General features: G+C 56.4%; 16 protein-coding genes and 1 tRNA gene. 8 read left to right on the top strand and 9 right to left on the bottom strand.

Annotated elements, in window-relative coordinates; translation table 11 throughout:
• Positions 1–5: 5 nt before the first annotated feature.
• Positions 6–452: a hypothetical protein gene (locus KP699_RS07310; protein ID WP_215762118.1), complete on the bottom strand. Its 447-nt coding sequence runs from the start codon at positions 450–452 to the stop codon at positions 6–8.
• Between the two features lie 216 nt (positions 453–668).
• Between KP699_RS07310 and KP699_RS07305 the strand changes: the two genes are divergently transcribed.
• The 5 genes from KP699_RS07305 (at position 669) to KP699_RS07285 (ending at position 7,650) form a co-directional block, all read left to right on the top strand.
• Complete coding sequence (locus KP699_RS07305; protein ID WP_215762117.1) at positions 669–2,096, top strand: glycosyltransferase family 39 protein; 1,428 nt, start codon at positions 669–671, stop codon at positions 2,094–2,096.
• Between the two features lie 136 nt (positions 2,097–2,232).
• Positions 2,233–2,309: transfer RNA gene (locus KP699_RS07300), tRNA-Arg, on the top strand.
• A gap of 206 nt (positions 2,310–2,515) precedes the next feature.
• Positions 2,516–2,758 (top strand): bacterioferritin-associated ferredoxin, encoded by a 243-nt coding sequence (locus tag KP699_RS07295; RefSeq protein ID WP_077931063.1) that lies wholly within the window; start codon positions 2,516–2,518, stop codon positions 2,756–2,758.
• 130 nt (positions 2,759–2,888) lie between these two features.
• Positions 2,889–3,428 carry a Dps family protein gene (locus KP699_RS07290; RefSeq protein ID WP_077931062.1) on the top strand — a complete coding sequence of 180 codons (540 nt, stop codon included), beginning with the start codon at positions 2,889–2,891 and terminating at the stop codon, positions 3,426–3,428.
• A 1,099-nt stretch (positions 3,429–4,527) separates the two neighbouring features.
• Complete coding sequence (locus KP699_RS07285; protein ID WP_252346863.1) at positions 4,528–7,650, top strand: Hint domain-containing protein; 3,123 nt, start codon at positions 4,528–4,530, stop codon at positions 7,648–7,650.
• A gap of 59 nt (positions 7,651–7,709) precedes the next feature.
• Here the strand turns inward: KP699_RS07285 and KP699_RS07280 are convergent, their stop codons facing one another.
• From KP699_RS07280 to KP699_RS07265, 4 genes are all read right to left on the bottom strand, one after another.
• Entirely contained in the window at positions 7,710–9,878 is a 2,169-nt protein-coding gene (locus KP699_RS07280) for a TonB-dependent siderophore receptor (RefSeq protein ID WP_252346862.1), read from the bottom strand.
• A gap of 330 nt (positions 9,879–10,208) precedes the next feature.
• Positions 10,209–11,834, bottom strand: coding sequence for a bifunctional aspartate transaminase/aspartate 4-decarboxylase (locus KP699_RS07275; RefSeq protein WP_212354735.1), 1,626 nt, complete (start codon positions 11,832–11,834; stop codon positions 10,209–10,211).
• Between the two features lie 152 nt (positions 11,835–11,986).
• Positions 11,987–12,919 carry a DMT family transporter gene (locus tag KP699_RS07270; protein ID WP_215762115.1) on the bottom strand — a complete coding sequence of 311 codons (933 nt, stop codon included), beginning with the start codon at positions 12,917–12,919 and terminating at the stop codon, positions 11,987–11,989.
• 73 nt (positions 12,920–12,992) lie between these two features.
• Entirely contained in the window at positions 12,993–14,333 is a 1,341-nt protein-coding gene (locus KP699_RS07265) for an AI-2E family transporter (RefSeq protein ID WP_374196903.1), read from the bottom strand.
• A 164-nt stretch (positions 14,334–14,497) separates the two neighbouring features.
• Between KP699_RS07265 and KP699_RS07260 the strand changes: the two genes are divergently transcribed.
• Positions 14,498–15,187: a TetR/AcrR family transcriptional regulator gene (locus tag KP699_RS07260; RefSeq protein ID WP_252346861.1), complete on the top strand. Its 690-nt coding sequence runs from the start codon at positions 14,498–14,500 to the stop codon at positions 15,185–15,187.
• A 184-nt stretch (positions 15,188–15,371) separates the two neighbouring features.
• On the top strand, positions 15,372–17,810 hold the full coding sequence (locus tag KP699_RS07255) for a TonB-dependent siderophore receptor (protein ID WP_252346860.1): 2,439 nt from the start codon (positions 15,372–15,374) through the stop codon (positions 17,808–17,810).
• A gap of 28 nt (positions 17,811–17,838) precedes the next feature.
• Here the strand turns inward: KP699_RS07255 and KP699_RS07250 are convergent, their stop codons facing one another.
• From KP699_RS07250 to msrB, 4 genes are all read right to left on the bottom strand, one after another.
• Positions 17,839–18,786 carry a FecR domain-containing protein gene (locus KP699_RS07250; RefSeq protein ID WP_212374986.1) on the bottom strand — a complete coding sequence of 316 codons (948 nt, stop codon included), beginning with the start codon at positions 18,784–18,786 and terminating at the stop codon, positions 17,839–17,841.
• On the bottom strand, positions 18,787–19,290 hold the full coding sequence (locus KP699_RS07245) for an RNA polymerase sigma factor (protein WP_077931057.1): 504 nt from the start codon (positions 19,288–19,290) through the stop codon (positions 18,787–18,789).
• 99 nt (positions 19,291–19,389) lie between these two features.
• Complete coding sequence (locus KP699_RS07240; protein ID WP_215762114.1) at positions 19,390–19,794, bottom strand: DUF4112 domain-containing protein; 405 nt, start codon at positions 19,792–19,794, stop codon at positions 19,390–19,392.
• 32 nt (positions 19,795–19,826) lie between these two features.
• Positions 19,827–20,210: a peptide-methionine (R)-S-oxide reductase MsrB gene (gene msrB / locus KP699_RS07235; protein WP_025826220.1), complete on the bottom strand. Its 384-nt coding sequence runs from the start codon at positions 20,208–20,210 to the stop codon at positions 19,827–19,829.
• Between the two features lie 228 nt (positions 20,211–20,438).
• On the opposite strand from msrB, the gene KP699_RS07230 reads away from it, so the two are divergent.
• A complete protein-coding gene (locus KP699_RS07230; RefSeq protein WP_215762113.1) occupies positions 20,439–21,902 on the top strand; it encodes a deoxyribodipyrimidine photo-lyase in 1,464 nt (487 codons plus the stop codon).
• Positions 21,903–21,926 lie beyond the last annotated feature (24 nt).

Raw genomic sequence — 21,926 nt, 5'->3', positions numbered from 1 at the left:
GCGGCTTAGTGCGCCAGAAGATCCGGGCCGCGCAGAGCGGAGCGGCTGCACACGGCTTCCTGCTGGTCCCGGTTGAGGGTTGTGATATCGAACATAACGGTCGGGCTGAGCATCAGCCGCCCCTGCCCGCCCCAGGCATAGGCCGGGTTGGTGCGGATCCCCTCACGCGCGGCAAGCTGACGCCCAAGGGAGCGGACCGTGGTGTCCGTCACCAGTTTGTGGGAATCACAATAGTACATCAGGCCGCCGACATTTTCCGCTGAGGCGTGTTCAACCGTGGGAATACCATCATAATCCAGCACGCCGGGGGCCGCGGTGGCGGCTGTCATGGGAGCGGGGCCGGGAGCGACCGTCAGCACCCCGGCTGTGGCGGTCGCATGGGCCTGCGGCAGAGCGGCGGACAGGGCCAGACAGCCAGTGAGGGCCAGAAAGACAGGGCGGAGTTTCAGCATACGCGAGGTTCCTTTTCGAGATCTGCCAAACAGCATTGCAGGGGACAGGATAAGGACAGACGCCCCGGATCAGCAAGGTCGGGCAGCCCTGCATCGGGCGAGGGGATGGCAGCGGGTAGTAAAGAGCCCCGAAAGACAGTAAGACAGAGGCTGTTTCCAGAGTGATCCTTTTTATTAGTATGCAGACAGCGTTTTCTCTAAAGGCCCTTTCTTTCCATGCCTTATAAAACCTCTTTATTACCGCAGAATTCAGGGCGTTTCGGCCGTTTTCTCTCTTGTTTTTGTATAGTCGCTTTTTTTAGCCTGCTTATTTTTGCGGAATGTTATCATGTCGGGTCTGAGAGGATACAGGCATGGGATGAAGCGCGGCATATTGGCTCGGCCTATGAAATGCTGTTCCGGCACGAGTATGTGGTCAATTACTGGCAGAATGAGAAAGATTACTGGAATCTGAAGCCAGTCCTGAGTTTTTTACCAATTATTGTGTCGGTCAAACTGTTTGGCAAAGGACTTCTGGCGGCCCGCCTGCCCTCTCTGCTCGGGTTTGTGGCGAGTATTATCGGGCTATACTGGTTTGTTGCCCGCAGATTTTCCCGCGTGGAGGGGCTTTACGCCATCACGCTATTCTCAACCTGGGCGCAGGCGGTCGTTCTGCATGGCTTCCGGCAGGCGGATGCGGACGCATTATATTATACATTCTACCTGTTTTGCGTCCTGTTCTGCCTGAAACGCACTGGCGACACGTTCTGTCTGGCCTGCCTGATGGCCGCTTTGTGTTTTCTCAGCAAAAGCTGGCACACTTTAACGCTGATCCCGACGCTGGTGGTAACGTATTTTATGACGGGACGCTCCCTGCGTCTGGCCATGAAAGGGATGTTCTGCGGTCTGGCCCCTATCCTGCTCTGGCTGGCAGCGCGGCTCTCCGAAGATGGCTCAAAATTCCCGCTACGCATGCTGACTTATGATCTGCTAAAGCGGGGCAGCATGGCGATAGAGGGGCATAACAGCCCGGCTCTTCTCTATGCGACGGATTTTGTGCAGAGCCACCCTGACCTGCTCTGGCAGCTTGGACTGCTGACGCTGGCCTTTCTGGCCGCCTGCTTCTGGCCCCCGTTGCGGGCAGCCTGTTTCCGCCCCGGCATCCCCCCTGCCCTGAAGGCAGAAATGCTGATTCTGGGTGTAACGATTGTCAGTGTTTTCGGGATGTTCAGCGCCGCGCAGACGCGCCTGTTCTGGTACACTTTTCCGGCGTATCCGATCCTGTGCGTGCTGATGACCTACTTCTTTGCGCTTCTCGGGCCTGTTTTAAAAACGCTTGCCGGAGGGATTGCGGCGGTGTTGTTCGTGCTCTCCCTTTCCGCCTGTTTACAGCGGGACAGAGCAACCGTGCTGCCGGTTTTCTACACCCAGCTTCAGGCGGCGGCACAACTGCCGATGATGCGGGTGCAAAAAGACCTTCTCATTACGCAGGATGACTATGCCGCGCTGCTGACCTACCTACCTGTTGCGCCGGGGGCGATCCATATCGGCGCGGACGACCATACTCCACACACTCTGGTGATCCGCCAGAAAGACGCCGGAGCGTGTGACGGATGCGCGCTAGTTTCCAGAGGTGATCAGTTTGATCTGTTTTACCGGGACTGACGGCTGATTCGGGGTGGCTGCCCTGCTGTGAAGCGGAGCATTCTGCTCTGTTCCTGGCGGTTTGACGGGGAAATTCTCTCTTCCCTTCAATACGGGCTTGGCAAGCCCCCCGCCTTTGCGCTAGGGAGAAGCCCACGGACCCGTAGATCAGCTGGATAGATCGTCAGATTCCGAATCTGAAGGCCGGAGGTTCGAATCCTCTCGGGTCCACCATTTTCCTAAAAAATAAAATGAAAACAACAGGTTAAGCTGGCAGTTTGCCAGTCTTGTTTTCGCGTCTGCCACTGTCACGCGTAAGCGCGACTGCGCGGCGCAGGCCGGCCTTACACTGGCGGCATAGCTCTTTCTGAAAAGCTATTGCGAATAGTTCTCATTCGTGCTTTTAATCAGGCTCTCATCAGAGATATGGGGCTTTCTGAATGGTTATCTGCTCTTGCAACAGCCTGACTCATAAAGACGTTGAATCAGCCGTAGCGCACGGTGCGACCCGCCCCAGTGAAATTTATGCCGCCAAACGCTGCAAGGCCCAGTGCGGGAATTGCGTGCCGGGCGTGGTCTGTATGCTCAAGGAAATGCGGATGCGGCAGCTTCAGGCCGCTGAAGCTCTGGCCCATGCCGCGTGCCTGCCCGCAGCTGCGCAGGGCGGCGCGCTGAGCGCCTGATCTCCGCTTATCTCTGCGCATCAGGCATGGCTGGCTCCATGCGCCTTGCGGCGGAACTTTTGCCTTCCCACGTCATTTGTAACAGCAGAACGCTGCATCTGTAGCGCCTGAGACAACAAGGACGAGGATCATGACGAAAACAGCCTCCACCGCCAAAGACGCACATATTCGTGAATATCTTGGCACCCCGACAGACCTGAAGGCCGACGCCGTTAAGGAGGTTGCTGCCGGTCTGGCCGACACATTGGCCGATGTGTTTGCGCTCTATGTGAAAACAAAGAATTTCCACTGGCATATGAGCGGCCGCCACTTCCGTGACTATCATCTGCTGCTGGACGAACAGAGCGCGCAGATTTTTGCCATGACCGACCCGATGGCCGAACGGGCCCGCAAAATCGGCGGCACGACCCTGCACTCCATTGGTGAAATTGGCCGCCGTACGCAGGTGGCGGACAATGACGCGCTGTATGTGACGCCGGAAGATATGCTGGCCGAACTGCGCGATGACAATCTGGCGCTGACAACGCGGATGCGCAAAGTACATGCTGTTTGTGATGATGCCAATGATGTTGCGACCGCCAGCCTGTTGGAAAACTGGATTGACGAAACGGAACGCCGCACCTGGTTCCTGTTTGAAGCCACACGCCCGGCTTTTGGTAAAAACGACTGACGTTAGAAGTAAGGAGCCTTGCCGCTGGCCGGCGAGGCTCCCGAATCGGGTAAAAACCCTTCCGAAACTCTGTATTAAAAAAAATACGACCGGAAGATTTTTCTTAAAATTCTGCTTTGTCCGGAAAATAATAACATTTATTCATGGACATTAACAAACTGATAAAGCCAATTATTTTCGCGCATAAAAAAATTGAAAAAATACATAAATCTCTGAAAATATTTTCCTATCGCGTATGCCTTTTTTGAGCCACACCCCTGTTCATGAACGAATTCTTAATCATGAATAATCTTCCATCTGTCTTTTGTATTTTCAATATAAAAGAATTGTTTTTTATTTTCCCTCCATAAATAAATGAATATCCGTTGTGATCAGCCTTACACACGATGGGCAACGTCGCTAAAGGCCCATCATGAGAGGATTGGCGGAAGAAATCGCCTGCCCCATGCCGGGCAAGCTCTTGTTTTTTCTGCCTCCTGCTCGATACGGGCGCATACGCGCTGATCTGTGGTTTTTCTACTTCTGGCTCTCTTTTCTTTTATGGTTTCTTTGATCAGATCAGGTTTAGCATTGATAAGAATGAGGCTATATCATCATTATAGAAATATTTTTCAGTAATCATGAACATAATAGAAATTGTTTTAATATAAATTTGCAGTATTTTATTTTTTATAGAATACAAATTCCGATCTAGAATTCTTTCTAATAAAACTCCATTCACAGAAACGCCATAGTATCATTTTTTTTCTTGAATTCTTATTTTTCGACAAAACGTATCTTAGTCTACAAAATCCTCTGCGGACTTCATGCCGAATTTTTAGAATTCTCTATTTTTATTAAAGACTTAAGGTGTCAAAGTCCTTTCATAGCCACTATTTTTTGCAGACTAGAAGGCGTCTCTGGTAAGCAATAAATTTCAATAAAAAGACAATCATTCTTTTTACGATTATGATTTATTCTTATCTTGTTTAATACAGATTATAAATAAGTTGTTTTGTTTCCATTGCCCTAACAATTTTTCTTTTTTAATAAAGTTATCGTCTTTTTAACAAATCTGACCTCTCAGGTTAGCTTTGTGTTAATGATTAGGAATGCGACATTGAGCACTACATCCGACTCATCCGTTGATTTTCAGCAGATTGAAGAGAATGCCGTCTCCGCTGGTGGTAGCACAGACCAGTATGCAGGTGGCGAAGCCAACTACCATCATCATAACATGACATGGAGCTGGGCCGGCGGCGCAACCGGGGACTGGACGGACCCGGCAAACTGGGTGCTTACGGACAGCACCGGGAATGTTGTTGATACGTCCACCATCAGCGGCTCCGCCATTCCGCAGTCTCAGCAGAATGCTGATGTCAGCATCGGGGCCAGCGGGAGCACAGCATCGTCTGTTACGGTTGTGGCCAATGCCCCCATTTACAACCAGTTCCGCAGTCTGAGCGTCTGGGAAAATGGCACGCTTAAAATTACGGCGCAGGGCTCCAAGGGAACGCATGGCTATGTCTTTGCCGTCGCCGGTTTTGAGAATGACGGCAACATCATTGTCGATACGCCGTCTCTTGTAGAATTTGGCGGCGTCACTGCGAACCGTGGTGACGGCACAATTACCATCATGAACAACCATGGGAATGTTGTTTTTGATGATGGGTCGCTGAATAACGGTGGCACGCTCAACCTGATCAATGCCTCGCTCGGCTCTGCTGGCAAGCCCATGTGGGTCAACGGTGGAACGGTTAACCTCCAGCAGAACAGCAGCGTTTTCCTGAATTCCGGCGCTGGCACCACAATCAATGTTGATCCGGCGACTGTTAACACCATTTATGTTCAGGACAATGGTTTCCTGCATACTGGCACCGGCAGCACCAATGATCAGACTTCCGCGATCAATGGTGTTTCAGAAAATACGCGTTTTGGCGTTGCCGGACTGACGACTGCCCCGGTTTCCGCAACATACACGGCCAATACTGACGGGTCTTACACCCTCAAGATCGCCATGGCTGATGGCAGTGACCTGACATACACAAACCTTCACATGGCGGCTGGTTATACGCCCCCGGCATCGCTGAACATTGTGCAGGACAGCGCCACATCCGGCTGGGATATTGAAGATACGTCCTCGACCCCGGCAACGGGCGGCTATACGGACAACACGCTCCATCAGCAGATGGTCACGACCGCGACAACTGCGACGGATGCCGGTGGGGATACGTCTCAGTACAGCAGCTCGGCTGAAGACTTCCACCAGCACGACATGAGCTGGCACTGGACAGGGGCGAAGTCCAGCGACTGGAACGATTCCGCAAACTGGACCCTGCTGGACAGCACAGGGAATGTTGTTGATACGTCCAACACAGACGTGTGGACCAGCAACCCCATTCCGCAGTCTGAGCAGAACGCCGACGTCAATATCGGCGGGATGAACAGCACCGACGATCCGCAGATTGTTGTTGATAACGTCGTGGATTATAACCAGATCCGTAGTCTGAGCGTCTGGCAGAGCGGTGTGCTGAAAATTACGGCGCAGGCTGGTTTAGGTTATGTCGGCAACGTGTTCGCAACGGCCGGATTTGAAAATAACGGGACCATTATTATTGATACCCCCTCCAATGTGGAGCTGGGTGGTGTCACGATGAACCGCGAAAGTGGTGTCATTACCATTCTGAACAATCAGGGTAACGTCACGCTGGATGGTGGCGCTCTGAACAATGCCGGCACACTGAACCTGATCAATGCCTCACTGGGGACTGTGGACAAGCCTGTCTGGGTACAGGGCGGCACGGTCAACATGGCAAAGAACAGCACGCTGTTTGCCCAGCCGGGTATCAGCTACGACACCTTGACGACCATTAACGTGGACCCCACCACGGTCAATACTGTTTATATCGACAATCCCGGTGATAAGACGCAGACCGGGAATGTCGCGCTGAACGGTGTTTCTGAAAATACTCGCTTTGGCATTGCCGATTTGACGTCAAAGCCGGTTTCCGCCACGTACACGCTGAATGCGGACAAGACATCCTACACCCTGACAATCGGGCTTGCGAACGGGAACACCGTGACCTACGGCACGATTACGCCGACTGATGGGTATGTGCCGTCCTCCACCCAGATTGTGGAAGATTCCGCCAATAATGGCTGGCTGATTGAAAGCGACAGCTCTGAGGCGTGCTTCCTGGCTGGCAGCATGATCCGGACAGTCAGCGGGGATGTCCGTGTTGAAGAGATCCGTCTGGGTGACAGGCTGGTGACCTTTGACTGGAAAAATGGCTGTGACGCAACACGCACCGTTGTCTGGGTGGCTAAGGCCCACACTACGGTCCGTTCTGGCGTTCCGGTAGATGAAGCAGGCTACCCGGTGCGCGTTCTGAAAGACGCCATTGCCGACGGTGTTCCTTACAAAGATATGCTGATTACAGCGGAACATTGCCTGTTTTTTGAAGACAAGTTTGTGCCGGTGCGTATGCTTGTAAACGGACGTTCCGTTTTTTATGACACCAGCATCACCTCTTACGACTATTATCACGTCGAAACGCAGGACCATTCCGTGATCATTGCGGATGGTATGCTGACTGAAAGCTATCTGGACACTGGCAACCGCGCATCCTTCCGTCAGGAAGGCAAGGTTGCGGCTCTCCGCGCAGCAGGCAAACGCACCTGGGACCAGGACGCCGCCGCACCGCTGTGTGTCAGCCGCTCTTTTGTAGAACCGCTGTTCCGCGCTCTGGAAGACCGGACCGGCACAGTCGCTGGCAGCCAGACGCCTCTGGCTCCAGCAACGCTGCACCGGGATGCGGACCTGCATCTGATGATGGGCAATGGCGCGGTTATTCGCCCCGTCCGTTATGATGGGCAGACCTACAGCTTCATGCTGCCTGCCGGGACAGAGACCGTGCGTATTCTCTCTCGCGCCAGCCGCCCGAGTGATGTGGTTGGCCCGTTTGTGGATGATCGCCGGTCTCTGGGCGTTGCTGTCCGTGCCATCCAGTTTATCAGCAATACGCAGCGGACCGAGGTTACGACCTACCGGGATGATGCAACGCTGAATGGCTGGTATCCTGCACAGGGGCAGATCTCTGTCTGGACAAACGGCAATGCTGTTCTGCCACTGTCTGAACAGACAGACGGCAAGATGGGGATGCTGATGATTACAGCCGATCTGGCTGACGGGTATCTTGCTGAGCCTGAGCAGGCTGCTCCGGCACTGGCCCGCTCCGCGTAAGCCAGTATCAGGAGAAAAGCGCCACTCTTCCGGGAGTGGCGCTTTTTTTTCTGGTCTGTTTATAAATCAAACCGGGCATTGAGATAGACGGTTCTGGGCGCGCCGACATAAAAGTAATCTGACGCGAGGACGCCCCAGTAATGCGTGTTGGCGACGTTATCCAGCTCCGCCCTGAAGGTAACACGATGTTTGCCGATATGCGTGCGATAGCTGGCCCGCAGATTGAGCAGGGTGTAACCGGGAATATGATAGACGTTCATGGCATCTCCCCACATTCTGCCGGTGTAATGCACTTCTGCTGACGCCGAGAGACCCGGTACAGCCCGAATATTATTTGTCAGCGTAAACATGTTCTGGAAAGTAGGAATAGCCTCCGCTGTGTTCCCCTGAATGGAGGGGTCGGTCTTTTTATATTTTGAAGACTCAATTCCCAGACTGTCCGTTACGACAAAGCCGAGCGGCAGGTCCACATGGCCGTTCAGTTCAAACCCCTGATAAACCTGTGTCCCGTTGGAGACGTAGTAATTCTCCGCATTGGCATATTGCGCGCCACGGGTGATGCGATAAAGCGCACCTGTGAGATCCCATGTGCTGCGTGTGATTTTTGCCCCGACTTCCACCTGATCGGACCGGATGGGCGCCAGTGTCTGGCGGGCGTTTTTATAAGTATCTCCGACTGTGCCGCCATTTTCCAGTGCCTGCACGTAGCTGGCATAGACCGTCATGTTATGGACCGGGTGATACAGCAGCGCGACTGTCGGGGTGACGGGATTCACCTTGTAGGCCGCTGTTCTGACATCCGCCGCACTGTAGCTGTTCTGCTGGAAATTGGTGTAGCGCACACCGGCCAGAAGGGACCATTGCGGAGTGAAGGTCACGGTATCGCTCAAAAACAGGCCGACCTGATCAGACCGGTAGTTCCGGTAGACCGAGGACTCATTATTGATAGCCCACGGGCGCGGGATAATCGGGGCGAACATATTTTGCGAACCGATATTCACGTATTCGCTGCTGGTGGGGAGATATTTGGTCAGCCCCTGCCATGTTGCCCCGAGTGAGAAATCATGTTTGACAAAGCCAGTATGGAAACTCCCCTCCAGAATACCCTGCGCCTGATTATAGTCTGACCAGCTCCGCGGGTCTGTGGACAGGTAGGAGTCATAATCCCCCTGCCTGTTGTTCAGGGACATCCATTCACTCTGGTATGAACGCCAGTCCTGACTGTGGCTGTAATCCACATGGAATTTCCAGTTGCGGCTGATATCCCACTTCAGCCCTGTTGTCAGAAACAGGACGTGCGATGTGAACATGGAACCGGGATAGGAGTTCAGGTCCTTATTGCCGCTGATGGCGGCAGGAAGGCTGTTTGACGGGTAGGTTGTGGGGTCGATAAAGAAATCCTGCACCAGACCGCGTATTTTTCGGTCCTGATAAATGGCGTCCGCTGTCCAGAGCAGGTTTTTGGCAATCCGGGCATCCACGCCCAGAGAGCCGGAATAGCGTTCCACATGCGAGCCGTTATAGGTCTCGCCTTTTTCATGCGTCAGATTCAGGCGATATCCGAAGACCTTGTTAAACAGGCGGCCGCCGGTATCAATATGCTCACTGGCAATGGCGGCGGAGCTATAGCCCGCATCAACAGAAAAGGTTCTTTGTTCCGTCGGTTTTTTGGTCTGGTAATTGATGATCCCGCCGGGCGCGTTAAATCCGTACATATAGCCGGATGCACCTTTGAGAAGCTGGACATTTTCAAAGCTTTCCAGCGGCAGTTCCACCGTTGTCATGTAAAAGGGTGAGCCGTTGATTTTATAGCCGTTGTAATCATCCAGCGGGACACCACGCACGGTTACGCTATAAGCGTTGAAAGAATAGGTATCCCCGTTTGTTACGACGGAGGCGTCCTGAGACAGCAATCTGGACAGGGATTTTACCTGACGTTCCTGTATTTCCGCACTGGTGACCGTACGAATGGAAAACGGCGTATCCAGCGGCCTTTTATTGCCCAGCGCGCCTCCTGAAAAGACGGGGGTTGCGTTGCCATGCACTTCCAGTTCTTCCCGTCTGGCGGGGGTGGTCCGGGCTTTCGCCGGTGCTGGCGTTCCATGCCGCAGAGTACCGGACGCGGATGCCGGTACGGTGGCGGCCTTTTTCCTGTCCGCTTTACGGAGTTCCGGACGTGTTTTGCCCGTGGTGGCCTGCGCGGTATCCTGCGCGTGCGCGATGGCCATGCTCATCCCGCAAGACGACAAAACAGTCCCGATAAAAACTAAGTGTCTTGGTGATATCATCATAGCACGACCATATTTAGTGTATTCCTGAGTGGGGATATCGGGAATAAACCACACCGTCAATGCGCACATTATGATTCGTTGCGTTATTTTTGTTGTATTATTTTTATACTATTTCAATAGTGGAATAAAAGCGGAGCGTGACGTATAAACCACACTGCTCTACGGCACTGCGGAAGCCAGTTGTGCCCCACCGCACGGGAGCGAGGAGACCTCTCCTGCCCCCGGCGACGGCTGATGCGCTGCCTCCCCGCAGGGAGGCTAATCAGATCAGGGTGTGTTTTTTCCTGATGTGTCAGTCGTTTTTTCGCGTTTGTAGCGGTCGTAATAATCATCCGCCATGCGGCGCAGAGCGGCCCCGATGGCAGCGTACTGATATTCGTTCAGGTTGGCGAGGGACGCGCGGGCAGACGGGCGACGGGCCGCAAACCCGATGCCGGGCAGCAGCACCACACCTGTTTCCTCCGCAATACGGAACAGGATGGTCTGGTAGTCCACGCGCGTCATGAGCCAGCGGGCAAAGCGGGTGCCGTAAAGCTGGGTGGCGACATTGGCGAGGTCAATCAGCGTATAATAATGTGTGCTGCCTGCATCATTGGGCGCGGGCACCCCGAGGTCCCGATAAAGCGCAATTTCCCGCCGGTGCAGCAGGTTTTTCAGGGCGGCTTTATAGGCGTCCCGCCCGTCCATCAGCGCGAAGAGGGCGAACAGCACCATCTGCACCTGCTGCGGGGTGGAGAGACCAGCTGTGTGATTCAGAGCTACGCTGCGGCTGTCTGCCACCAGACGATCAATAAACTTCAGGCCGCGCACATCCGGCGTGAGCGAGGCGTAGCGTTTATCCAGCACCTGCTTTTCTGCTTCCGGCAGGGCGGCCAGAGCGCGGTCCAGCACGTTTTGCGTGTGGGTCGCCACAACGCCCAGACGCCAGCCGGTGGAACCGAAATATTTTGAAAAAGAATAGACCAGAACGGTATTTTGCGGGCAGACGCTGTAGAGAGAGCGGAAATCATCCGCGAAGGTGCCGTAGACATCATCCGTGACGATAATGAGGTCGGGGCGTTTGGTTTTGACAATTTCCGCAATGCGGGCCAGCCCGGCATCATTCATTTTGACGGAAGGCGGATTGCTGGGATTGACCACCAGAAAGACTTTGACGGCCGGGTCCAGCAGTTTATCCAGCTCACTGTCCGGATACTGCCAGCCTGCTTCCGGTGCGGCGTAGACGGGCACTTCCTGCAACTGGTAATCCCGCAGTTCCGGAATTTCCACGTAGGGCGTGAAGACGGGCATGCCGATGGCAGCTTTATCGCCGGGGTGGATCAGCCCGTTTTCCCGCAGGGACGCGAAAATATAGCTGATGGCGGCTGTGCCCCCTTCCAGCGCGAACAGGTCCGTCGTGGCGTCCGGCATGGTGCCGCCCGCCATTTCCCGCAGCAGGTAATGACGGACAACCTGCTCTGAATATTTCAGCATCCGCGGGGGTGTGGGGTAGTCACAGCCGAGGATGCCTGCCGTCATTTCCTGCAAAAAGCCCTCGGCGGACAGGCCAAGCTGGTCCCGCACGTAGGACAGGGCACGGCGGAGGAAGGCGACGCCGGGTTCCGCCTTATGGTCGGCCACAAAGGCGTTGAAGCGCGCCTCAATTCCGTCCCGCCGGGGGAAGCCGCCAATGCCTTCCGCCATGTAGGAAAACGACAATTCGGATTCCGCTGTGGCAAACAGGCCAAGCTGGAAAAAACCCTGCCGGGGGAGTGTGGCCAGAAAGTTGGGGTTGCCCCGCCCGGCATCCAGCATGGCGCGCTGGGCACGACCGGAGGCCAGTCTGATCAACTGGTCTTTCAGTTCAAACGGGCTGAGAGTGTTGAATTTTTCATACTCGGACGAAGACGTCATGGCCGGTTCCTGAGACGGGGCAAGGCAAAGAAGGGGCCAAACATGCACATAAAACGTGCCGCTCGCCACCTTTTTGCACACATGTCAGGCAAACAGGCCGGTGGGTCTCAGGGATGTGATGCGGCGTCTCTGCCGTGCGGTTTTTCCGCCCTTCAGGCGGGGTGTCTGAATTTTTTCAGGCTCTGGCTGATCCACCCGGCCCCGCTGACAAGCACCAGCCCGGCGACAACCAGTAAGGCCCCGGTGACAAAGCCCGGTTCCACCGGCTCATGCAGCAGCACAGCCCCCAGCAGCACGCCGAACAGGGGCGTCATGAAGGACAGGACGCCAATGCGCGAGGCCTGATAATGGCGCAGCAGCCAGAACCACAGCAAAAACGCGACAAAGGAGAGAATGAAGACCTGATAACCCAGACTGAGCAGCAGGATGGGCGTGACGGTACAGTCTGTCTGATGCAGCAGCACCGCCATAGGGAACAGGAGCACGCAGGCTCCGGCAAGCTGATAGAGCAAAGTCTGTTTGGCGGGCACAGTGGCCAGACTGGACATACGGATCACAACGGTTGTCACCCCCCAGCTTGCCCCGGCCAGCAGGGCCAGTGCATCCCCCAGCAAAGACAGATCCGCCCCCTGCCCTGCCACGGCCTGATGCCCCAGAAACGCGACAGCAATACCGCAGAAGGCCAGCAGAATCCCCGCCCACTGACGCGGGCCCATCCGCTCTGACGCTTCCATGAAGTGCAGGATAAGGGCTGCAAAAATGGGGGAGGTATACAGAAACACCACGGAGCGGGACGCGGAGGTGTAGCGCAGGGACTGGCCGGTAAACAGATATTCCAGAAAAAACAGGACGCCCACGGCCAGACCGGGCTTCCATGTCCGGCTGATCTGCACCAGACGTTCCCGCCGGGCGAGCATGAGGCCCACCACCAGAAGGGCCGCCAGACCGGACCGCAGGGAAATTTGCAAAATGGGGGCCATGTCCTGCGCGGCGGCTTTGAGCGCCACCTGTTGCAGGCCGAAGCAGAAGCACAGACCCACCATCAGGCTGGTGGCTGTTGCGTCCAGCGGCTTGCGCGTGTTCATCCCCGTTTTTTCCTTCCGCACGGTCATCCGGCGCACCCTATGCCGTATGCACGGAGAAGGGGAAAGAGCGGATTTACAGCATATCTTTTTCTTTAAGCGGGGAAGCCAGACGGGTGGCGACCGCCAGCAGAACCGCGGTGATGGGGGACGCAAAAATAAAGCCCCACATGCCCAGAAACGCGCCGAAAATGGTCTGTGAGAGAATGGTGAGGGCTGGCGGCATACTGACGGCGCGCTTCTGGATGAAGGGCGACATGATATACCCTTCAAACGCCTGAATGACGCTATACAGGCCCAGCACCATGAGCGCCTCCTGCGTGCCGACGGACAGGCCGATCAGCAAGGCCGGAATAGCCCCCACAAAAGCCCCCAGATACGGGATGAAATTGGCAGTGCCCGCCACCAGCCCGAGCGGGAGCGCCAGCGGCATGCCGATAGCCCACAGGCCGAGCCATGTCAGCACACCCACCACCGTCATATCCAGCATCTGCCCCGCCACCCATGCGGAGAGCGTATGCGCGATGGTTTGCAGGAGGGAACGGACCAGAGGCCGGTGCCGTTCCGGCGTGAGCCTGAGAATCCCGTTGGCATACAGGCGGGGTGAAAGGGCGAAATAGATCCCGGCGATGACAATAACGATCAGGGTGCCGACGGAGCCGAAGGTGGACGTCAGCACGTTGGTCATGGACCCCGCAAAATCCAGCCCCGGCGCGCGGCTGCCTGCCCCGCTCTGGTTGCCGCCGAGCGATTGCGGCACGTGATCCAGAATCAGGCGGCCGAAGTCTCCGCTGTTCAGCCGGTCATGCAGGGCGCTGATCTGTGAGACCAGAGCGGTGCGCAGATGCGCGGCCTGCACCACAATTTCCGGCCCGAACACATGCACCAGCGCCGTAGCGGCCGCCCCCAGAGCCAGCACCAGCAGCATGACAGACAGCCATTCCGGCAGGCGCAGCAGATGCGTGATCCAGCGGGCGGCCCCGTGCAGCACCACCGCCACCAGTGCGGACGCACATACAACCATCAGCACCGGACCACCGGTGCTGATAACAACGGCGAGCACCGCCAGCACCACGACGACCATGATCAGCCGGTAAAACCGCGCCAGCGTGTGGTCCAGCGCGAGGATGGCGGCCAGAGCCTGTGTGTCAGGCGTATGGAGATGCGCCTCTGCCGGGGCGGCCGGATGGGGAGAGGACGGACCGGGAAAGGGCTGCGCGGCGCCATGCAGGCCTGTGCGGTCTGCCTCGCCTTCCGGCCTGGGGGCGTGGGAAAGACCGCCGGGCGTATCCTGATGGTCTGGGGTGGGCGGCACCATGGTTTTCTGTCTCTCCTGCTGCCCTGTTGCCGGATTACGGTGCAGCGTTGCGTAATCCTGCGCCGCTTTATGCAGGTGCGCCAGCGGCCTGAGTGTCACACATAGGAGAAGAGGTGAGGACAGGCTTTATCAGCATGGCAGATTTGGGCATGGTGGCAGGCAGGACCGGGCTGGTCTTGTCTTTCCTGCCAAAAAAAGCGAGACAACGCCTTTCCGCCACACACCTGACACGCTTTTTTCCGCTCTTTGAGGCCCGTTGCTTTATGACGAAACCTGACGCAGCCAGTCATCTGGACATGGCGCACCCCTGCCTTGAGGGGAAGAAGCGTCGGTGCGGGCGGCCGACCCCCTATGGCACGGAACAGCTTGACCAGCATCTGCTGGAGGTGGCGGCCAGCCTGTTTGTCGAGCATGGCTATGCCGGGACATCGGTAGACCAGATTGCGCGCAAGGCCTCGGCCAGCAAGCAGACGCTCTACCGGCGCTACCCCTCCAAGGAAGAACTGTTCAAGGCGGTGATTACCAACGTCACGGCCTGCCTGCTACGCACCATGGCGGAGACACCGCTGAAAGACCCGCTCCAGGAGCTGAAGACGATCAGTCGCCTGATGCTGGATTTTGTGCTGCGGCCGGACGCGCTGGGGACGTATCGGATTCTGATTTCTGATGCGTACCGTTACCCCAGCCTGATTGACCATGCGATTGAGAACATCAACAAGCCGTTCCATGCCAACTTCCTGCGCCTGCTGAGGGCGGCGGAGGCAGCCGGACAGATTGGAGCCGGGCATGCGGATTCCACCACGACGCATCTCTGGGCCGGGATGCTGACCGGCTGGCCCATGAAGCAGAGCCTGTTTGGCCTGAACCCGCTGGAAGATGACGCTGCGCGCGATGCGTTTTTTGAGCAGGCGTGGGCGTTGTTCCTGAAAGGTGTTGGCGCGGCTCCCGCCTGACTTCCGTTAAAAAAACATCCCTTCCAAAAAAATACCCTCTGAGGTGTGGAGATCCGCGCCGCCAGTTCGTCTTCCATTATAAGCTTATTTTTTGAGAATTCTTCTCAATTGCATGTGGGAGCAACGTTTACAGATGGGTCACACATCGCGCCGCCAACCGGCGTCCGTTTCTGGAGTCTGTCTGATGACTCTGCTGGCATCAGGCCAGTTTGCCGGGCTTTTGACCCACACGGCCCACGCAGAAACATCCGTTGCCGGGACCGATACCGGTGCTGGTGCCGGGACCGTCCGGCACTTTTCAATTGGCGCGCAGCCTTTACGCACCGCACTCCATGCCTTTCTGGCCCAATCCGGTATTCAGGTCGCGTATCCGACGTCTGACGCGGGGGATGTTCATTCCGCCGCAGTCAGCGGGACACTGACCGCGCAGGACGCACTCTCCCGCCTGCTGGCAGGAACGGGGCTGACCTATCGCTTTACGGGCGCCAGCAGTGTTGTGCTGAGTAAGGCCTCCTCCGCCATTATGCTCGGGCCTGTGCGGGTGGGAGGCACGGCGGCCTCCTCCGGGGTGGGCCAGTCTGCCTATGGTCCGGGGGTGGGCTTTGTGGCCACGCAGAGTGCCTCCGCCACGCGCACGGACACGCCGCTCATACAGGTCCCGAAATCGGTTTATGTTGTTACCCGCAAGCAGATGGATGATCTGCAACCCCTGACCATCGGGCAGGCGCTGCAATATTCACCGGGGATTGTCAGCACAACGGCCAATAGCAACACCCCGTCCGCTAGCCTTTTTCAGCCTGTCCGGCAACGTGGTTTTGAATCCTATACATTTGTTGACGGACTGCTGAATGGCACATCTGTCAGTGATCCGTTTTTTCTGGATCGGATTGAAGCTCTGAGCGGGCCATCCTCCGTGATGTACGGGCAGGCGAACCCCGGCGGCCTGATTAACATGACGCTCAAGCGCCCGACTGAAAAAGCCCAGGGGCAATTTAACGTCGGGTTTGGCAATTACGGGCGTTATGAAGGGCAACTGGATTTTAGCGGCCCGCTTAATAAAAGCAAAACCCTGCTCTACCGCGTGATTGGGGTTGGCATTACTCAGGGCTCACAGGTCGATTATAACCATTACAAACGGCTGGCCGCTCAGGCGGATATTGAATGGAAAATTGACGATAAAACCAATATTACGCTTATCGGACAGTTTTCTTACGATCCGCAGACCGTAGATCCGTCTATTGGTGTTCCTGCATATGGTAGTCTGATTAAAGCGGACTTTGGTCGCATACCTGTTTCACGCTATTATGGTGACCCGGCTTTCAGTAACAGCTGGAATCGCGAATATATGGTGGAGGCGCTCTTCCACCACGAATTTACAAAAAATCTGCAATTTAACGCTACGGCACGTTTTGACGAGCAGAGCAGAAGTGCATGCCGCCTGACCCTTGGTGATGTAGACTTCACAACCATGACGATCAGCAGATCTGCTTTTTGCAGTGGCCAGTATAAAGGCCGCAGTTCTCAAATGACCGCAAATCTCAGCTATAAAGTGCGCACCGGGCCAATTTCCCATTCTTTTCTGGTGGGTGTGGATTACAGAGGCCAGTGGGCGGATGGTTACTGGGGGTTTGACTTCAATACCGTGCCGGATGTCAGCATTCTTAATCCGCAATATCACCAGTATACATCAACAGATTATACACGCGCCACCAATGGTAAATTTACGTGGACCAAATATCCGTACTGGCAGGACGCTGTTTACTTTCAGGATCAGATGAACTGGCGGCGGTTCTATGTCACTCTTGCAGGGCGACAGGACTGGAACGGATATGGTGGAAAGGACCTTTTCAACCGGCCTTTCACATGGAACGCAGGCATCAATTATGTTTCCAAAATCGGGCTGGCCCCTTATTTCAACTATGCCAAATCCTTCATGCCACAAACAGGGAATGTCTATAGTGCCGGAACACTCAGGCAGCCCGATCCCCTTTCCGGCCATCAGTGGGAAGTGGGCCTGAAATACCAGATCCCATACATCCAGTCTTTTATTTCCGCAGCCTATTATGATCTTTCAGAAAACAATGTTCTGGTCGGTAATCCTGACTTCCCTAACTACAGCAGTGAAATCGGACAGGTGAAATCCAGAGGGGTTGAAGTTTCCGCGCACGCCAACCTTGCTCAGGGGCTTGACCTTATCCTCAATTACACCTGGAACCGGGTCTATAATTCCCGTACAAACCTGACAGGTAAAACACTGGACGGTCAGACTGTTTCCCTTATGGGAAAACACCTGACCCAGCAGCCGACAAACGCAGCATCCGGTTTTCTTGACTATCATTTTCCTGATACGATTGCGCCCGGACTTTCCATCAATTTTGGCGGGCGGTATCAGGGCAGAAGCTGGGCGGATCAGGCAAACTCCTTCCGCAATCCGTCCTACGTCCTGTTTGATGGCGGCTTTAACTGGGATGCCGGAAAACTCTTTCAGTCTGTAAAAGGGCTGAATGTTCGGCTGAGTATCAGTAACCTTGGCAACAAGACATATGTGCAGTGCGGATCAAGCGATATGTGCTATTACGGTGCCAAGCGTGTTGCCTATGGCACGATCGGGTATCACTGGTAAAAACCAGAAATGTGAGGGCTTTTGGCCCTCACTCAGGGCGCAGCAGAAGAATATTGCCCGGAAGCTGCGTCATTCTCAGGCCTGCAATCGTGGCGACGGTTTTCAGCGCGTCCTCAGGATGATCAATACGGAATGCGCCGCTGATACGGCGTGTTTCAGAGACAGTTCCCCAGACATACACCGCGCCGCGCCGATAACGGGCAATGGTCCTGATGGCGTTTCTGACTGTCGCCCCGTCCAGCATCAGATTCCCGCGGGACCATGCGGCAATCTCCTCCGGACTGACGGCGTGATCGACCGTAAATGTTTTTTCTCTGCCGTAAACCAGCCGATCCCCTTCATGCAGTCTGGCGATGGCGGCCTGTGGTGTCTGCACGTCCACACTGCCCTGACTGACTGAGACCGTGACGTGGTCTTCCGCGTCCCGCACCTCGAACACCGTGCCGACATCCCGGATAGTGCCATTTTGTGCCGTAACGGTAAAAGGCCGCGCGGCATCATGCCTGACTTTGAACAGGGCATTCCCGCGCAGCACCGTGACCCCTCGCTGGCCTTGTGAATAATGCAGGGCGATTGCGGTATCACTATCCAGAATGGCCTCTGACCCATCCGCCAGCATCAGTGTCTGCACCGTATTCCCGGTCCACCGGTCAGCCTGAGCCCATGTTTTCAGCATGGGCGCGTAGAAAGACAGGGCAATGGACGCGGCAAGAGCAGTTGAAAAAAAGCAGCTTTTCCTGATCAGTCTCCGCCGCCCCATACGGGACCATGAGGCCTGCACGGCCTGATCCTGCTGCGGAGAAAGGGCGGCGGCACGCCAGAGCCTGCGTTCTTCTTCAAACACTCTGTTATGCTCGGCAGAGTCAGAACGCCACTGGCGAAAAGCCTCCAGATCCTCCGCTGTCATGCCGCCGGACGCCATGCGGATAATCCACGCCCGCGCGGCCTCGGCCGTATCCTGTTCTTTATAAACCACTTAATCCTCGCGGACTGCGGAAAGACGGTCCAGAGCCTGATGGATATAACGATTGACGATGGACACCGACTTACCGGACCTGCGGGCGATTTCTGTCTGTGTCAGACCGTGAAAGCGGTTGAGGCAGAAAAACGTCTTCATCGGTTCTGGCAGGGTTTCAATCATATCCTCCACGCGGGCGAGCTGCTTTTTGGCAGCCGTAGACTGCTCTGCGGTGGGTGTATCATCCTCCAGCCAGAGCAGTTCATCAATACTGTCCTGCACATCTTCCCGCCGGCACAGGCTGCGGGCATGGTCAATCGCCAGATTGGCGGCCAGCCGGTAGAGATAGGCTTTGGGGCTGCCTATAATAAGGGTTTGTTCAACACGCTGTATTTTCTCGAAAAGAGACTGAACGGCATCTTCCGCCGCATCCCGGTTTTTGATGATGCGATACATCAGGCGCAGCAGCGTGGGCCGCTCCGCCACCATCAGTTGTGTTAAGACTGTGAGAGTATCCTGCATGATCTGACCAGCGCCTGATGAAGCCTGCGTCGTGCTAGCATACTTAAGAATAATTCGCAATTTCAGGAAAAGATTATGCTCTCTTCCTGAAAAGCAATTTCATCCGGGTGCCGTGCGGCCAGTCTGCCCGAAATACTGCTCCAGAAGCGCCACGTTACGCAGGTTGGCCTTGAAGGCGGCGTCAAACAGATCCCCTGCCACCGGCACCGTATCCACAACAGTTTCCAGAAGCACGTTGCCGACCATGCGGGCCAGAAGAGCCGTGGGGACGCGCAGTCTCCACGCCTCCCACACGATATAAAGGGAGACGAGGCCCATCACCGCGCTGCCACCAACCGGCAGCAGCCCGACGAGGGCATCCACCCCCACGCGGAAGCGCGTGCCGGGCAGCCGGAATGCGGCATCCAGTATCCATGCGAGACGCCGGACACGGCGCAGACGGTGCGCAATGTCCTCAGCGGTATGGAACGCGCCGTTTCCGGCCATGGTATGAGCGTATGTCATGATTTTGGAAGTGGGATGGGCGACCTGCCGTTTCAAGAGGGTTCAAACGCCAGCGCAAGCCCGTTCATGCAATAGCGCAGGCCGGTCGGCAGTGGGCCGTCCGGAAAGACGTGGCCCAGATGCCCCTTGCAGGACGCGCAATGCACTTCCGTACGCACCATGCCGTGCCGGGTGTCCTGCGTGGTTTCCACCGCACCGGGCCGGGCATCGTAAAACGAGGGCCAGCCGCTGCCGCTTTCATATTTGGTCTCTGAATCAAACAGGGTCTGACCGCAGCCCGCGCAATGATAAAGGCCGGGCCGCTTTTCATGATTAAGTGGGCTGGAGCCCGGATATTCCGTGCCGTGGCCTTTCAGAATATGCTCCTGCTCGGGCGTGAGCGGGCCGCAACCGGTAGGGGAACAGGACTGGGTCATGCGGGAATGTCCTTGTGGTTGTTGCGTGTTTCTTGTTGCTTATTGGGCCTGTGCCGGGGCACTGTCTGGCCTGTACCGCCTTTTTGGCAGGGCTTCCAGCAGGTTTTTTCTGCCGTGCGGTGGAGACATTTAACGGCGCAGGCCAGAAACGGTTGCATCAGGGCTGCCCCGCCTGCGCGGAGGCGGCAGGCCATTGCATAAGCGGGAGGATAACGGCACTCTCCGGCCATGATGGCCTCCACACCCGCCGCCCCTGTTCTTGTCCTGTTTCGGGATGATTTTCGCCTGAGCGACAACCCGGCCCTGCATGCCGCCTGTGCCAGCGGGCAGCCTGTGCTGTGCGCTTTTGTGCAGGATGATGCCTGCATGCCTCAGGGGGTGATTGGCTGGTGGCTGGGGCAGGCCGCGGCGGCGCTGGCTGATGCCCTGAGCCAGCAGGGCGGCGCACTTGTGACGCCGCACGGGGAAACACTTCCGGTTGTGCTGGATCTGGCAAAAGCTGCCGGGGTTTCAGATGTTTTCTGGAACCGGCGTTATGACCCCGTGGGGAAAGAGCGTGATACCACCCTGAAAGCGGCTCTGACGGAGCGGGGCGTGACCGTCCATTCCCTTTCCGCCCGGTTGCTGCATGAACCCTGGACCGTGCGGACCGGGGCCGGGCAGCCTTACCGGATTTTTACGGCATGGTGGCGGGCGGCGCGGGAACTGGGTGAACCCGGACGCCCCCTGCCCGCCCCGCAGGAGATCCGGTTTGCTCCTGTGCCGCGCGGGTTTAAAAAAGACCTTGCTCCGGGTGCGTTGCTGACCCCTGCCCTGCCCGATGATGCCACACAGGCCGCGCAGTACTGGCCCTGTAGTGAAGAGCAGGCGCGCACCATTCTGGAAGATTTTCTGGACGACACGCTGGCGCATTACGATACAGACCGGGACCGGCCAGACCGGGAGGGAACTTCTGGTCTCTCCCCTTATCTGCGCGCCGGGCTGATTTCCGCACGGCAGATCTGGCAGGCCGCGCGGCAGGCGGAAGCCCGCAGCGGCGACCACCTGAATACAGAAAAATTCCTGTCTGAGCTGGGCTGGCGGGATTTTGGCTGGATGCAGCTTTTTTATGAACCCGATATGCCCACCCGTAACCTGCGCTCTGAATTCGACCAGATGCCCTGGGAGAATGACGCTGAAGCCTTTACCGCCTGGACGGAAGGGCGCACGGGCTATCCGCTGGTGGATGCCGGGATGCGGGAGTTGCGGGCCACCGGCACCATGCATAACCGGGTGCGGATGGTTGTAGCGTCCTTTCTGACCAAACATCTGCTGACAGACTGGCGCAAGGGCGAACGCTGGTTTTATGAGCGGCTGGTGGACGCAGACCCGGCGCTGAATGCCATGAACTGGCAATGGTGTGCCGGGACAGGCATTGATGCCTCCCCCTGGTTCCGTATTTTTAACCCGGTGGGGCAGTCTGAAAAATTTGACCCTTCAGGCGCCTATATCCGCACATGGGTGCCGGAACTGGCTGGCCTGCCGGACAAACTGATCCATACCCCGTGGAAAGTGGATGCAGCCCTGAGCCGCTCCCTGCGCTTTGTGCCCGGCAAGACCTACCCGCACCCGATTGTGGACCTGAAGCAGGCGCGGGCTATTGCGCTGGAGCGGTACAGAACGCTGAAAAAAGACGACCAGACCCAGAACTGACCAAAACGCCCTGCCCGAAATACG

Origin of the sequence: Acetobacter sp. P1H12_c (assembly GCF_018811975.1) — a bacterium.
Lineage (GTDB): Bacteria > Pseudomonadota > Alphaproteobacteria > Acetobacterales > Acetobacteraceae > Acetobacter > Acetobacter persici.
This window is presented reverse-complemented; position numbering and strand designations above follow the sequence as displayed.

Excerpts from the sequence above, each read along its gene's own strand:
- KP699_RS07310 (WP_215762118.1), bottom strand. The coding sequence starts at position 452 with ATGCTGAAACTCCGCCCTGTCTTTCTGGCCCTCACTGGCTGTCTGGCC.
- KP699_RS07305 (WP_215762117.1), top strand. The coding sequence starts at position 669 with ATGCCTTATAAAACCTCTTTATTACCGCAGAATTCAGGGCGTTTCGGC.
- KP699_RS07295 (WP_077931063.1), top strand. The coding sequence starts at position 2,516 with ATGGTTATCTGCTCTTGCAACAGCCTGACTCATAAAGACGTTGAATCA.
- KP699_RS07290 (WP_077931062.1), top strand. The coding sequence starts at position 2,889 with ATGACGAAAACAGCCTCCACCGCCAAAGACGCACATATTCGTGAATAT.
- KP699_RS07280 (WP_252346862.1), bottom strand. The coding sequence starts at position 9,878 with ATGGCCATCGCGCACGCGCAGGATACCGCGCAGGCCACCACGGGCAAA.
- KP699_RS07275 (WP_212354735.1), bottom strand. The coding sequence starts at position 11,834 with ATGACGTCTTCGTCCGAGTATGAAAAATTCAACACTCTCAGCCCGTTT.
- KP699_RS07270 (WP_215762115.1), bottom strand. The coding sequence starts at position 12,919 with ATGAACACGCGCAAGCCGCTGGACGCAACAGCCACCAGCCTGATGGTG.
- KP699_RS07260 (WP_252346861.1), top strand. The coding sequence starts at position 14,498 with ATGACGAAACCTGACGCAGCCAGTCATCTGGACATGGCGCACCCCTGC.
- KP699_RS07255 (WP_252346860.1), top strand. The coding sequence starts at position 15,372 with ATGACTCTGCTGGCATCAGGCCAGTTTGCCGGGCTTTTGACCCACACG.
- KP699_RS07245 (WP_077931057.1), bottom strand. The coding sequence starts at position 19,290 with ATGCAGGATACTCTCACAGTCTTAACACAACTGATGGTGGCGGAGCGG.
- KP699_RS07240 (WP_215762114.1), bottom strand. The coding sequence starts at position 19,794 with ATGACATACGCTCATACCATGGCCGGAAACGGCGCGTTCCATACCGCT.
- msrB (WP_025826220.1), bottom strand. The coding sequence starts at position 20,210 with ATGACCCAGTCCTGTTCCCCTACCGGTTGCGGCCCGCTCACGCCCGAG.
- KP699_RS07230 (WP_215762113.1), top strand. The coding sequence starts at position 20,439 with ATGATGGCCTCCACACCCGCCGCCCCTGTTCTTGTCCTGTTTCGGGAT.